At 59.2% G+C, this 14,280-nt stretch carries 11 protein-coding genes; 7 read left to right on the top strand and 4 right to left on the bottom strand.

The features are described from left to right. Window positions 1-44: 44 nt before the first annotated feature. Window positions 45-950 carry an NAD(P)-dependent oxidoreductase gene (locus tag ACFRFQ_RS13975; protein WP_378658334.1) on the top strand — a complete coding sequence of 302 codons (906 nt, stop codon included), beginning with the start codon at window positions 45-47 and terminating at the stop codon, window positions 948-950. A 393-nt stretch (window positions 951-1,343) separates the two neighbouring features. On the opposite strand, the gene ACFRFQ_RS13970 is transcribed toward ACFRFQ_RS13975, so the two are convergent. Together ACFRFQ_RS13970 and ACFRFQ_RS13965 are read right to left on the bottom strand one after the other, a co-directional pair. Then, window positions 1,344-2,255: an alpha/beta hydrolase gene (locus ACFRFQ_RS13970; RefSeq protein ID WP_378658332.1), complete on the bottom strand. Its 912-nt coding sequence runs from the start codon at window positions 2,253-2,255 to the stop codon at window positions 1,344-1,346. 47 nt (window positions 2,256-2,302) lie between these two features. Continuing rightward, complete coding sequence (locus tag ACFRFQ_RS13965; protein ID WP_378658329.1) at window positions 2,303-2,893, bottom strand: nuclear transport factor 2 family protein; 591 nt, start codon at window positions 2,891-2,893, stop codon at window positions 2,303-2,305. Window positions 2,894-3,403: 510 nt separating this feature from the next. Here ACFRFQ_RS13965 and ACFRFQ_RS13960 point away from each other — a divergent pair. After that, window positions 3,404-4,252 (top strand): enoyl-CoA hydratase/isomerase family protein, encoded by an 849-nt coding sequence (locus ACFRFQ_RS13960; RefSeq protein ID WP_378658327.1) that lies wholly within the window; start codon window positions 3,404-3,406, stop codon window positions 4,250-4,252. A 158-nt stretch (window positions 4,253-4,410) separates the two neighbouring features. Then, on the top strand, window positions 4,411-5,559 hold the full coding sequence (locus ACFRFQ_RS13955; protein ID WP_378658325.1) for a citrate synthase 2: 1,149 nt from the start codon (window positions 4,411-4,413) through the stop codon (window positions 5,557-5,559). Between the two features lie 76 nt (window positions 5,560-5,635). Here ACFRFQ_RS13955 and ACFRFQ_RS13950 read toward each other — a convergent pair whose 3' ends face one another. Next, complete coding sequence (locus tag ACFRFQ_RS13950; RefSeq protein WP_378658322.1) at window positions 5,636-6,430, bottom strand: enoyl-CoA hydratase/isomerase family protein; 795 nt, start codon at window positions 6,428-6,430, stop codon at window positions 5,636-5,638. Between the two features lie 163 nt (window positions 6,431-6,593). On the opposite strand from ACFRFQ_RS13950, the gene ACFRFQ_RS13945 reads away from it, so the two are divergent. The 4 genes from ACFRFQ_RS13945 to ACFRFQ_RS13930 all read left to right on the top strand — a co-directional run bounded on the left by ACFRFQ_RS13945 (window position 6,594) and on the right by ACFRFQ_RS13930 (window position 12,849). Further along, a complete protein-coding gene (locus tag ACFRFQ_RS13945; protein WP_378658320.1) occupies window positions 6,594-8,537 on the top strand; it encodes a flavin-containing monooxygenase in 1,944 nt (647 codons plus the stop codon). Between the two features lie 323 nt (window positions 8,538-8,860). Then, on the top strand, window positions 8,861-10,267 hold the full coding sequence (locus ACFRFQ_RS13940) for an MFS transporter (protein ID WP_378658318.1): 1,407 nt from the start codon (window positions 8,861-8,863) through the stop codon (window positions 10,265-10,267). Between the two features lie 224 nt (window positions 10,268-10,491). Beyond that, complete coding sequence (locus ACFRFQ_RS13935) at window positions 10,492-11,922, top strand: MFS transporter (RefSeq protein WP_378658315.1); 1,431 nt, start codon at window positions 10,492-10,494, stop codon at window positions 11,920-11,922. Between the two features lie 45 nt (window positions 11,923-11,967). Further along, window positions 11,968-12,849: an SDR family NAD(P)-dependent oxidoreductase gene (locus ACFRFQ_RS13930; RefSeq protein ID WP_378658312.1), complete on the top strand. Its 882-nt coding sequence runs from the start codon at window positions 11,968-11,970 to the stop codon at window positions 12,847-12,849. A gap of 706 nt (window positions 12,850-13,555) precedes the next feature. On the opposite strand, the gene ACFRFQ_RS13925 is transcribed toward ACFRFQ_RS13930, so the two are convergent. Then, window positions 13,556-14,218 (bottom strand): TetR/AcrR family transcriptional regulator, encoded by a 663-nt coding sequence (locus ACFRFQ_RS13925; RefSeq protein ID WP_378658309.1) that lies wholly within the window; start codon window positions 14,216-14,218, stop codon window positions 13,556-13,558. Window positions 14,219-14,280: the final 62 nt, after the last annotated feature.

The raw sequence follows: 14,280 nt of genomic DNA, 5'->3' as shown, positions 1-14,280 counted from the left end.
CACCCCGACATCTTCTCGAATCGACCTCGACAAAGGAGCACGCCGTGTCCATCGGATATATCGGTCTAGGCAGCATGGGCGGCGCTCTTGCAGAGCGACTGCAACTTTCGCACCCCCTTCTCGTCAACGATCATGACCAACAGGCTGTGGATCGCCTGGTCGCAGCTGGCGCTCAGGCCAGAGCGCACTCCAGCGATCTGGCCGCCGAATGCACGACCATCTTTCTGTGCCTGCCCACCTCCGATCACGTGCGCAGCGTCATTCTCGACCCCGACTTCACCGAGAAACTCCACCCGGGGACTCTTCTCGTCGACCAGACCACCGGTGATCCCAACGCAACCCGTGAAATGGCCGAAATTCTGGCAAAACAGGGCGTCTCGCTGATCGATGCGCCTGTCAGCGGCGGGTGGCGCGGCGCGCAAGCCGGGACGATTGCCATCATGGTCGGAGCGCCTCGACCCGACTTCGACCGGATCAGTCCTGTCCTCGCCGACGTGAGCTCCAACGTCTTTCATGCGGGTGATGTCGGTGCCGGTCAGGTCATCAAGTTGGTGAACAATCTCATCTCCGGCGCTCAACGGCTGCTCAGCCTCGAAGGCATCGCGCTTGCAGCCAAGAACGGACTCGACCCCGCGAAAGCGATCGAAATACTGACTTCGGGGGGCGGACGCAACGTGTTCTTGGAAAAATTCGCGCCTCGGGTGATCGAGGGCCAACTTGCCCCGGGTTTCACGCTGGGACTGCTGCTGAAGGATTTGCGGCTCGCATCCGAACTGGGTGCCGCGTCCAGCACCCCTCTATTCTTCGGCAACCTCACTCGTGACCTGTATCAAACTCATGTCAATGAACTGGGCTACGGTGCAGAAGTTGACGCTTCGGCCCTGGTCATCGACCGAATCTCCGGAACCCACGTCGTACCCGACGAACACGACCATATCGACAATCACTAGATCCCCGATCGGATCCGTGTGCTGCGCGGATATCGGTCACACGTCACATCATCCTCGGCGCAGGAAGAAAGCGGCATTCATTCCCCACCTCGCCCCCGACTCTGTCTGACGAATTTCGCCGGCGCCGTTCAATCGTATGCAGTGCTCTGCGAAGAAATTCTCAATGATCAACAAGACGCGTCGGTCATCCTGCAGCTAGGCGGCACCTGCCATCGGGGACGGCATCGAAACAAGTGCGCTCAGGCAAGTCATTGCCTGAGCGCACATCGTTCAAGTACTTCGACATGGTATCGATAGCGATCGTTTCGCGGTTCCGCCGGTACGCAGGCCGCCCCTTCTCCCGTCGCTGTGCGGGGCGACCCCGACTGTCGGAGGAAGCGGACTCGAGCGCCTCTACGCCAGGCGGGAATCAAGATAGTCGCAGATCGCATGCCAGCTTCGTACCCGTTCGTGGTGCAGATTGAACGAATGGCCGATGCCGTCGATCTGTTCGACCACAACTTCCCTCGATCCTACGTAGCATTGCGCTTCCTGCTGTGCATAACGCCCGTACATCACCGGGTCAAATTCGCCGAGCTGCACGTACACCGGGCAATGGACCTGGCCGACACCGCATTTCGGGTCGTCCCGCAGCGCGATGCAATCCGACCACAGACCGCTCGGGGTAGCGCTGCGCAGTACATGGTTGTCGTAGGCAATCGCGGCAGGGTCAGCCGCGCCCGGATGGTAGAACATCAGTCGCAACTCGGGGTGAACAAGTGCATAGTCGGCTTCGAGCAATTTCTCTCGTACCCCAGGCGCCCAGCCCGAGGTCTCTCGATCCGAGTAATAGCCTGTAGCAGTGACGATCAGAGCGTCGGCGGCCGGCCAGTTCGCTTCTGCGTACACGCCGATCGTCGATCCCATCGAGTGCCCGACCAATGTCACGCGGTCGAAATTGTGTCCGGTCACGTTGCCCGACTGCTTGAGGCTCACGACGAGTGAGCTCAACGCGTGGGCAACGCCGTCGAGCGAAAAATCGTACCCGTTGGGCTTCGAACTCGTTCCCACGCCTGGAAGATCCACGGCCAGCACGTCGAACCCCTGTGCAGTCATGTATCGGACGTAGGAGTAATCGCGGTCGTTGACGACGCCCGCATCCCAGTATCGGTGATCGTATGACACTCCGTGGACGACGACCTGCAGCACTGCTCGCCGGATCGGTGTTGTCGCGGGATGGAAATAACCAGCGAATATCGCGTCTACCGAACTACCTACGGCCACAGGAAATTCGAATCTCTGGGTAGCGGACGTCGTTTCGAGCATCGACTCTCCTCTAGGGGGGCTGGATAGTGGAGAAATAACCGAATCCGTCAGCGGACGGGGCGCGTTGCGAGGGGGGCGTACAGAAGGTCGGACTTGTCCCGATGCGAGCTCGCCAATGCCGGATCCAAGGGTACGTACAGCTCGGATGGTTCTCGCCGCATCCATTCCAAGACGACCTCGCGGCGGAGGATCCGCCACCCTACTTCGGGTCGATTCTCGAAGGTGTCGATGTATCGGCAGGCGATCGTGCGGCGGATCTCACCCTCGAGCCCAAGCCCATGGAAATATGGGTCGTTCTTGGCGGAGGTGACGGTCTTGTGGCTGATGCAGTATGTCTCCGATCGAGCCAGCAGAGGATCCGACGGCGAAATGTCGATGGTGACGTTGCTGATCTGGTGCATGCAGTAGCTGACGTGTTGATGGTTGATCTCGAGCCAGCGAACCAGCTCGTCACGGGTTCCTGCGAACGGCCCATGAGAGTCGTACGCGTCATCGTGGTAGCAGTTCAACACTTTCTGCCAGTCGCGCCGGTCTACACCCTGGCAGTACGCGGTCAGTACCTTCCGAATTTCTCCGTGCGCCACGACTTCTGCGATCTGTTGTGCGGTGTCGGCATTATCGAAGGATAGGTCTGTCATCTCGGCTCCTCAGCTCGATCAAGGCGCACCTGACACGCACGTGTTCGTGCGATCGGGCTGCGCATCATCCCCGCGGAAGTCGAAGACGGTGATCCTCTCGCGGTGTCAGCGTTGCGATGTAGAACAGCGGTCCATCTCGCCGTGCCACAAGTCACAATAGTGAACATCCATACGTTATTAGGGACAACATCGAGTGTCAAGAACCCTACCGACCTCACCGAATTCTTGAAAGATACCGCCCAACGTCGACGCGAAGTATGAATCGACAGAGCGGCAACGATGGCGCGCCTGCGTCCGTAACCGTCGCATCACTGCTTGTTGACGCGTTTACGTCTTCGTTATACCGTACGCATATACCTAATTATGAACATTAGGTCAGGTTTGGCACCGGTGACGCAACGAGATTCCCCCAGCCGGCACTCGCCATCGGCCACTCCCATTCGATTTCCAGCGCATGGATCAGCCACATGACGACCACGCAATCCGGTCTCGAGAAAGCAGGTAAGGGCAATGAGTGATTCATTCCAGAGTTCGACCGTCGAGAAAGAAATCTCCGACGGGGTATGGCAGGTGACGTTGAGCTCTCCCGGTGATCTCAACGCGCTGTCGAGTCAGATGCGGCAATCGATTCTTTACAGCCTGGATCGAGTTCACGAGCAAGGCGGGCGTGTTGCAATCGTGCGCGGTGACGCGCGCGCCTTCAGCTCGGGGTATCGCCTCGACCCTGGCGTCATGCGGCCATCGTCGGTTGTCGAGGATCGTGCCCGTTTGGTCGGCGTCACCAATTTCATGAGTGCTTATCGCGAGCACCCGGTCGTGACTATCGCCGAAGTACGAGGCCATTGTCTGGCCGGTGGCACCGACCTGATGATCGCAAGTGACCTCTCGATTGCCGCTGACACCGCATCGATCGGAGTTCCGAACGTACGGGACCTCGGAATCACGATGCTCCTTCCACTCTGGTCTTGGCTCATCGGACCTCATCGCGCCAAACTGCTCACCCTCAGCGGCGACATATTCTCCGGGGCCGAAGCCGCAGAATGGGGCTTGATCACCGCGAGCCTGCCCGAAGACGCCCTGGGTGCCCGGGTTCGCTCGATTGCCGAACGGATTGCGCTAATGCCCACGGAGATGCTCCAGGTGGTCAAGCATGCGCTGAACACAGCATGGGATACTGCCGGTATTCACACCACGTTGTTGCGTGCAGCCGAGCTGGACACGATCGCGCACAGCACCGAATCGGTCGGCGGCTTCTGGGAGCTGGTCGTGGAAGACGGAATGCGCGCTGCGCTGGACCGCCGCAAGTCTCGCTACGCCGGCGTACGCGTACTCGACCTACTGACTATCGACAACTCCTGACGACGAGGTGTCGAACGGCACTAAGTACGGGTACGAAGCACAGGTCTCCACGGGGCGAAGGCGTACTCGTTCGTAGCTGCACCCGGTCGCATTAACTCGTCGCTGACGATTCTTCGTCAGTGTTCCGATATGTCCGATCTTATGCGAAGGATTCACACATGCCCTCTGCCGCGACAATCGTCACGGACCCCCGCATCCGGCAGGTACCCGAAGATTTCATCAGTGGTCTCGAAGGCGTTGTCGCCTTCACCAGCGATATCGCCGAACCTGACAAGGACGGCGGCGCACTGCGCTACCGCGGCGTCGACATCGAAGACCTGGTCGGCCAGAAGGTAACCTTCGGCAACGTCTGGGCACTACTCGTCGACGGCCGATTCGGCCCCGGCCTGCCGCCGGCCGAGCCGTTCCCCCTCCCCATCCACACCGGCGACGTCCGCGTCGACGTCCAAGCCGGACTGGCGATGCTGGCACCCATCTGGGGATACGAGCCACTCCTCGACATCGACGACGACACCGCCCGCGATCAGCTCGCCCGCGCGTCCGTCATGGCCCTGTCGTACGTCGCGCAGTCCGCCCGCGGCATCTACCAGCCGGCAGTGCCACAGAAGCGCATCGACGAAGCCAAGACCGTCACCGAACGCTTCATGGTCCGTTGGAAGGGTGAGCCCGATCCGGCCCACGTCGAAGCAATCGACGCGTACTGGGTCTCGGCAGCCGAGCACGGCATGAACGCCTCCACCTTCACCGCCCGAGTCATCGCCTCCACCGGCGCCGACGTCGCGGCATCCCTCTCCGGCGCCATCGGCGCGATGTCCGGCCCGCTGCACGGCGGCGCACCGGCCCGCGTGCTCCCGATGATCGAAGAGACCGAGAAGACCGGCGACGCCCGCGCACTGGTCAAGGGAATCCTCGACCGCAAGGAAAAGCTCATGGGCTTCGGGCACCGCGTCTACCGCGCCGAAGATCCCCGTGCACGCGTGCTCCGCGCCACCGCCAAGCGCCTCAATGCTCCCCGCTACGAGGCTGCCGCAGCGCTCGAGCAGGCTGCACTCGCCGAACTGCGTGAGCGTCGTCCCGATCGCGCGATCGAGACCAACGTCGAGTTCTGGGCTGCCGTCATCCTGGACTTCGCCGAGGTTCCCGCGCACATGATGCCGGCCATGTTCACCTGTGGTCGCACCGCTGGCTGGTGCGCGCACATCCTCGAGCAGAAGCGCCTCGGCAAGCTGGTTCGCCCGGCCGCCATTTACACCGGCCCGGCACCACGCACACCGGAATCCGTCGACGGGTGGGGCAGAAACCTCTGACGGAGCTGACGAGTAGCAGCTGACCCCCACCAGCGCTGATACTTTGTCATCGCGTACTGGTGGGGGTCAGCTGCACTCAGGTGCTGATCTCATTGAGTTGACGCTGCGACTGCCATGGTTGCCAAGTAGCAGCAGTAGTGTCGAGTCCTGTATCAATTGCCGCGGTGTGCGGGAGTTCGACGAGGCGGTAGAAGAGTTTCTTGGCGCGGGCCAGTGTCCGTCGGTCCACATCTGCCCAGAGCTTGGCTGTCTCGAGCGCACTTGCCCGAACCTGTGCTGGACCGACAACCCTGTTGATCAAGCCATGCCGTTCGGCCTCGCCTGCCCCGAGTCGCCTTCCCGCAGTAATCATTTCGAATGCGATCTTCCTACTGAGTTGATGCACCGGCTGCGTCATCACCAACGCCGGAACTACACCGTCCATGAGTTCCGGATAACCGATTGCCAGATCCGAGCCTGCGACGGTGACATCGACTCCGAGGGCAAGTGCGGCGCCGGCACCGAGTGCTGCACCCTGCACTGCAGCCACAACCGGTATTGACATCGTCGGCATTAGTTGCTGCACCGACGCCAGAAGGTGCGCGCGCGCGATCATACGGTCGCGGGCGTCCGGCAACCCGAGAAACTCTTTCAGATCGCCGCCGCCGCAAAAGTGGGGCCCGGTTCCCGCCAGTACGACCGCCCGTACTGCACTGTCTGAATTCGCCGCCAGCAGTTGCGTGTAGAGATGCCGAAAAAGGTTGGTGTCGATCGCATTTCGCTTCGACGGCCGGTTCAACGTCAGGACGCGGACGACGCCCGACTCCATCGATTCATCCTCCACCAGCAAGGGATGATCTGCTTCGGATAACGCCATGATGTGGCCTTCCATGTTCGGTTGAAATCCTCAATCGCATCGCGGTGACCGTTGACACAATTTCATATTCAGCATAACGTACAGATGTTCCGAATTACGTACAAAATCAAAGTCGTGCCCGGCTCGGCGGCCAGAACCCCCGTCTCGATTCAGGGGTGCACGAAGGGAGAGCTACACAGTGGTTGAAGCACTCGTGAACGAGTCCGATGTCGATTTCGAATCGGCGTTGAGAGTTGCGATCGCCGAAGCGAACGTACCTACATTGCAAGTCCTCTACGTCCAACTCACCGGTGACGAGCGATATCTCGCTCCACCCTTCCTGCCCACGCGCTGCAAGGGCATCGACGAAAACGATTCCGGAGGATTGGCCCCGGAGTTGCAAGACGAAATCCGCACTGCCGCATTCGATGCCATCGTCGCCTGGCGCGCAGGGCGTCCGGTAGCCATTCCGCAGCCATCGGCCGACCAGCTCGTTCGCATGATGAGCATCTCGGTAGGAGAGTCCATACCGTCGGACTACGGCCCGTTCATGGCCGCAAAAATGGATTCCTACTCCGGCTATGAAACCAATCCCGTAACTCATCCGGTGCCCGAGGGATTCTCCGTCGTCATCATCGGGGCAGGGATGGCGGGTATCTGTGCTGCCGTGCGACTAAAAGAAGCCGGCGTTCCGTTCGTGATCGTGGAGAAGGGTGAAGACGTCGGGGGCGTGTGGCGGCAGAACAAGTACCCCGGATGTGGTGTGGACACTCCCAGTCACCTGTACTCGTATTCGTTCGCGCAGGGGGATTGGAAGCATTACTTCGGCAAGAAGCCCGAGATCGAGAACTATTTCCGTAGCGTGGCGGATAGTTTCGGCATCTACGAGCACATCCGCTTCCGATCCCACGTCAGCGCAACTCGGTACGACGAGTCTGCGCAGCGGTGGTGCACGGACCTCGAATTCGCCGACGGATCCACCGATCGTCTCGAATCCAACGTGGTGATCTCCGCAGTGGGTGCGTTCGGCACTCCCAAGTGGCCCGCCATCGACGGATTCAACACCTTCCAGGGACAGGTGCTGCACACCGCCCAATGGGACGAATCTGTCGACCTTACGGGCAAGCGGGTTGCCGTGATCGGGAACGGCGCGAGCGCTATGCAGCTCGTCCCTGCGATTGTCGACGACGTATCGAGCCTGACGATCTTCCAACGCTCCAAGCAATGGGCCGCCCCCTTCCCCAAGTTCAAGAAGGCAATTCCGGATCCGGTGCGGTTCATGTTCTCCGAAGTGCCTCTGTACGAATGGTGGTACCGACTGAGGTTGAGCTGGCTCTTCGACAGCAAGGTCTATGAATCTCTCAAAGTTGACCCGGAGTGGCACGATCCCGATCGTTCCCTCAACGCGATCAACGACGGACACCGCAGATTCTTCACCCGCTATATCGAAAAAGAACTGGGCGACCGTCAGGACCTGGCACCGAAAGTCATTCCGGACTTCCCGCCGTACGGCAAGCGCATGTTGCTGGACAACCAATGGTTCCGCACATTGACCCGGCCCAATGTCGAACTGGTCGATTCCCCGATCGGGAGCGTGGACGAAAACGGCATCCGACTGCGCAACGGTGATCATCACGACTTCGACATCATCATCGTTGCCAGCGGTTTCGACGTAGCGCGGTTCCTCGCGCCGGTGAATGTTTATGGCCGGGAAGGTGTTTCGATCCGCGACGCGTGGAACGACGACGATCCCCAAGCCTATCTCGGCACTGTAACACCGCAGTTTCCGAACTTCTTCATGCTCTACGGGCCGAACACTGCCCTCGGACACGGCGGAAGCTTCATCTTCGTCGTCGAATGCCAGGTCAACTACATCCTTTCTGTACTCGAGAAGATGTTCGAGTCCGGCACTACGGAAGTGGAATGCCGCGAGGACGTGTGCACGCGGTACAACGAGCTCATGGTCGACATGCACAGTCGAATGATTTGGACCCACCCCGGCATGAGCACCTACTACCGGAATTCGCGTGGCCGCGTCGTCGCAAATAGTCCCTGGCGTACCACCGACTACTGGAAGCTGACACAGGAAGCAGACCTCAGCGATTACCACACGAAGAGCGAGATCCCGGCCAGTGTCGGCTGAGTGACTTAAACGAACCGGCATATCAACTGACGAGTCGTATAGGCCGCTGTGCGCATCACCATTGCATGCAGCGGTCTATACGTATATACGTACAAGATAGAGTTGCCAAAGCCGCGGGTGTCGTACCACCCTTGAGTTTTACTGAGCCGCAGCTCAGGGCATCTAATAGAGCGTCCGAGGTGTGCTGCAAAGATGCTCATAATGAGATCCTTGACACACCGAGTTGGACGTAATACCGTACAAATATTCGTAATACGGTACGTCGATGGCGTTTCAGCCGCCTGCCGCACGAACTCCCTACACTTCAACGCAGGAGCCACCCAATGACAACGCAAGCCTCAGGTGGGCGCGCAAACCCACCATCCGGACCACACACGGTCAGGGACCCCGGCATGCAGAAGCGTGCCGCGGCCAGTGGCGCAGTCGGTCAGTCGCTCGAATACTTCGACTTCACAGTGTATGGCGCATTGTCCGCCACCCTGTTCCCGCAACTGTTCTTCAGCGATCTGGGGGAGTCCGGCGCACTGCTCGCATCGTTCGCCACCTTCGGCGTCGGTTTCGTTGCTCGGCCACTGGGCGCGATCACTTTCGGTTACCTCGGCGACCGAATCGGACGACGCCCCGTCTTGTTCATCACGCTGATGATCATGGCTCTTTCCTCCATCGCCATCGGACTACTCCCCACGGGCAAGGGGTTCGCCATCGCGGCGATTCTGGTGGGGCTTCGATTCCTGCAGGGCTTCTCCCTCGGAGGTGAAGCTACCGGCAACCAGCTCATGGTCATGGAACATTCGGATCCGCACCGACGCGGGTTGATGGGATCTTTCGTCAACGTCGGTGCCACAGTCAGCCAGGTCGTCGCAAACTTGGCCCTGCTCCTCCTGACAACGACCCTGAGCGAACAGCAGTGGCAGTCCTGGGGATGGCGCGTACCGTTCCTCGCCAGCATCGCGCTCGTCGCAGTGGCTGTCTACATGCGACTCAAGCTCACCGAGACGCCGGCATTCCAAGCCGTCGACGACTCTGTCACCGAATCTGTCGAGCCTAAGCGCAACTCCGGCCTCCGCGTAGTGATGACCCACCCCGGTTACATCCTGAGGTTGGCACTTGCCTGGGGTGGCATTCTCATCACCTTCTACCTCGTGCTCGTCTACGGCTTGAGTGTCATGAAGTCCGAAGCCGGTTTCTCAAGCAGCACAACATTCCTGGTGTTGGTCGTCGCAAGCGCCGCCGCAATCCCCGCATGTATCGCCGGCGGATGGGTCAGTGACAAGATCGGTCGCCAGAAGACCGTCATCATCGCCCTTGCGGGATGCGCCATCGGCCTCACACTGTTCTTCCTCCTGATGTCTACCAAGAACGTCCTGGTGATCGGTGCTGCAGCTACATTCGCTATCTGCTCAAATCAGTTCGCCAACGGTGCGCAAGCCGCATTGTTCGCCGAGCAGTTCCCCACCGAGGTTCGCTTCTCGGGTTCCGCATTGTCGATCACATTCTCGAACCTGATCTTCTCGGCTCCTGCTCCCTTCGTGGCAACGGCACTGACAGCCGCTGCTGGTGACATCGCTCTGGTCGCCGTCGCATTGACGATCATGGTGATCTCCTTGATCGCGATGTTGTCGATCAAGGATCGAACTGGAATCGATCTGGTCACCTATAACGAAGAACCTGGCCACAATGAAAAGTCCATGAGCACCGCCGACGACCCTCAGTGGCGAGCCTCGGTCTAACAGGATCGGGCCGGTCGACCGCCGGATCCCCAACGCCGAACCCGGCGCTGCACTACCTGCAAGTCCGTTTGTGGGGCCTGGCTGCGATACAGCCAGGCCCCACAATCGCGATCCGGCGGTAGACGTCTCACTTACCCACAGACTGGGCTTCGACGCTTTATCGGACCGCCCTTACTGCATCGGTCAATCGAACCCGATAGAGGAAATCTGAATCGAAGGGTTGTATGCGTCCACCAGAACGTCACCGCCGCACCTTGGCGTTTGCAACACTGTCCGTCGGTGTCGGTGCGTATGCACTGCTTCAGTCGCTTGTGATGCCGGTTCTCAATGAACTGGCAGTCAGGCTGGACACCACAGCTAATTCGGCAACATGGATACTGACTGGCTATCTTCTCTCTGCGTCGATATTCACTCCCATCATGGGTCGACTGGGCGACATATACGGAAAGAAACTTCTGTACGTACTCGCTCTGATCGCTTTGTCTGTCGGCTCCGCAATTGCTGCGCTAGCCACTTCTCTTCCCGTGATGCTCGCAGGGCGTGTTGTCCAGGGGATCGGTGGTGGAGTGCTGCCACTCGCTTTCGGAATCATCCGAGACATCTACCCGCGCCCGAAAGTTGCTGGCGCAGTTGGATTGATAGCAGCGCTGAGTGCTGCCGGCGCGGGAGTGGGACTTGTCTTGGCTGGGCCGATCTCCGCGACTCTGGGAGAAAGTTGGCTGTTCTGGGTTCCGATGCTGGTTGTAATCGCCACACTTTGTGTAGCAGTGTTCGTTGTTCCTCGGTCGACAGTGCGCGACCCAAGTTCGGTAAATTGGGTCGCTGCAGCTCTGCTGGCCGGCTGGTTGACCGCGCTACTCCTTGCATTGTCAGAAGGGCCGCGCACAGGCTGGCTCTCACCCTGGCCGATCACCTTGTTCATAGTTGCGATCGTCTTGACAGCTGCGTGGATAGTCCGAGAAATTCGATCACCCACACCCTTGATCGACATGACGATCATGAGACTTCGCAGCGTATGGTCGGCCAACATCGTAGCGCTGCTCATGGGCGTGGGCATGTATGCGGCATTCGGCTTCGTGCCGCAATTTCTGCAAACCCCGCCATCCGCAGGATACGGTTTCGGTGCGTCGGTTACCGACGCCGGATTGATGCTGCTGCCGCTCAGTGTCGGGATGTTCATCCTCGGTCTTTTCTCGGGGCGGTTGTCCGATCTGATAGGTGCGCGTGCACTGATCGTCATCGGATCCTCGATAAGTTCGATCGGGTATTTTTTGATCGCGTTTTGTCATTCCACCGAGCTGGGGATCTATCTGGCGATGTCGCTGGTTGGAATTGGGCTTGGCTTGGCGTTCTCCGCGATGTCGAATGTTGTGGTGGGCGCTGTGCCGCAGGGCAGCAGCGGAATGGCAAGTGGAATGAATGCAAATATTCGGACCATCGGTGGTGCGGTGGGTGCGGCAACGATGGCTAGCATTGTTACTGCGAAGTCCGGAATTCCAACTGAATCGCAATATGTGGTGGGTTTCGCTGTTCTCGGCATCGCAGTCGCGATCGGATCCTTAGCGGCGCTCGCTATACCCTCGACCTCTGTCAACAAAGAGGACGAAACGCAGACTCGCCTACAGGACGCCAAGATGAATAGCTCTCGTACTTAATTCTGTACGCATGTACGATATGATGTACATATAACATGCCCGCGGGTGCCTGAATTTGCGAAACGACAACGCGCACTCAGGTCGACACACCCTACGAACTCTAGTTGGAGGCGCAAGATGGGACGGCTCGAAAACAAGGTCGCGCTGATAATAGGCGCTGGACAAAGCCCTGGTGAAGCCATAGGCAATGGTCGAGCCACGGCTATCCGATTCGCTCAAGAAGGTGCTTCGATATTCTCCGTCGACCGCAACCTTGACAGTGCTCGCGAAACCCTGACCATGGCGGGCATCGACGACTCACGTGGAGCTGCTCATCAGTCCGACGTTCGAGACGCCGAATCTCTTCGATCTGCGGTGGATGCAGCTGTGGCGAAATGGGGTCGTATCGACATTCTCCATTACAACGTCGGGGTGAATGCGTTAGGCAATGATCAGCCACTTGAAACGATGACTGAAGATACCTTCGACGCTGTAAACGCCATAAACCTCCGTGGTTGCATCATGGTCGCCAAGTTCGTCGAGCCCATCATGCGTGAACAGAGGTCGGGTGTCCTGATCAATGTATCCTCGATGTCCGCGGTAGAGACGAGCACCTCTTACGTCGCATATCGCACAAGTAAAGCTGGGATGATCGCCTTCACACAGCAATTTGCGATGCGCAATGCTCCGTACGGAATTCGGGCCAATTCAATACTCCCTGGCCGGATCGACACTGCGGTTGCTGTGGACGTTCGGGCACAAAGAACTGGCAAGACACGCGACGAGCTTGTTGCAGAACGAAACGCACTCATTCCTTTGCAGGGGTACACCGCCACCGGATGGGATGTCGCAAACTCGGCGTTGTTCCTGGCGTCCGATGAGGCGGGTTTCGTTACTGGCGTCAGCCTGCCCGTCGACGGCGGGTCATTGACGAAAATCGGTTGGTAGATCCACGACCATTCACTTTCTCAACCGAATTGGCTGTAGGTCGTTGGAAGACTAGCGAGTCTGCCCTCGGCGCCGTAGGTAATCGCCGTTCGTCGAGACTATGGACAGGCATTGGACTTTCGTCCGGCATTCAGGAAGCGACCGCACGGTGAATCAGGTTGAACGGTGGGTCAACCACCTTCGAGTTCCGCTGCGCTGCAGCATGATCGACAATTGACCCGATCCGCGATCTCCGGCGCCTAAAACAGATTCATCAATATCAAGTCTGTTGCGACAGGGCAGGCGGGGGTTGCGTCACACCCGGTTAATCTGGCTACTTGGCCGCCGTAATCGCCAGGTGGGTGTCACAGCGTGAATGTTGTTGTTGCGCCGCACATTAACCGGACCCTACCTCCGGACTCCGAGAGTTGTGTCGATTGCAGGCCCGCAACAACGCGTCGAAAGCGCACCCTCAACACCTCGCCATTCGACAGACAACGGAGGTAACTAGCTTCGCCACCGAATATCACCGGGAACCGGAGAGACACCGACGCCTTTCATCTTGTGCGTCCAGTCTGCCGATCACCCCTACGTCCATGCATTTTCACCACCTTGAGGCCTCCAAATAGCCTCTTCCTCAAAAGGTTTCGCCCACGTTAGGCAAGGGCTTCGAAAATCGTGAAGACGATGCCAGTGGGGTTCCGGCATTTCTAACCGATTGAACGCCTCAGGCTACCGACCCAAGCGAAGCGACACTGGACAGATCTGGAAGTGGAAGCTGACAGATGCGATGAGCCTCCTCGGCCGGAAGACCGAATGCACGAAGAATGTCCTCCGTCATCCGATCCGTCGCTTCCGCATCGTCACGCTCGGGTTGATCGTGCAGTAGTTGTCCGAGTCCGACCGCTGCGCCGGCAGCGAGAGCAAGCGCAACCTGAGGATCAGCGACAGTGAAACGCCCTGCAGCAGTTGCTGATTCAATATCACGCAATGCGCGAGGCGCCAGCCCCTGATCCGACGTGATCAGTGCTGATCCGTGAGCGAGGAGGACGCGGCAGAGTTCAGGCTCGATCCGGTGCAGTCTCCCAGTCAGCCTGAAGGCATGAGCAAAGACCTCGGCGGGATCATCAATGTCCCCGGTGAGCCGATCGAGCAGGTTGCCATGAGCTTCGAACGCGTCGTCGACGGCAGCCTGGAAGAGTTGTTCCTTGCTCTCGAAGTGGTTGTAGAAGGACCCCATCCCCACGTCTGCCGCCTGGGTGATCTCGAGGACGGGGACGTTGAGCTTGCCCTCCGCGATAAAGGACTGCGCAGCCCGGACCAGCGCCGTTCGCGTGCGCGCTTTGCGTCGTTCGAGGCGACTCGCCCCGTCGCCAACAACTTCGGCCATGACATGTCTCCGTATTCCTCAACGCAACTCCCCCAACTTAGCATTTCCACCTCAATTCTGAC

It is taken from the genome of Rhodococcus sp. NPDC056743 (assembly GCF_042790355.1).
Lineage (GTDB): Bacteria > Actinomycetota > Actinomycetes > Mycobacteriales > Mycobacteriaceae > Rhodococcus_F.
Note: the sequence above shows the minus strand (reverse complement) of the source record. Positions and strands in the feature narration are given on the sequence as shown.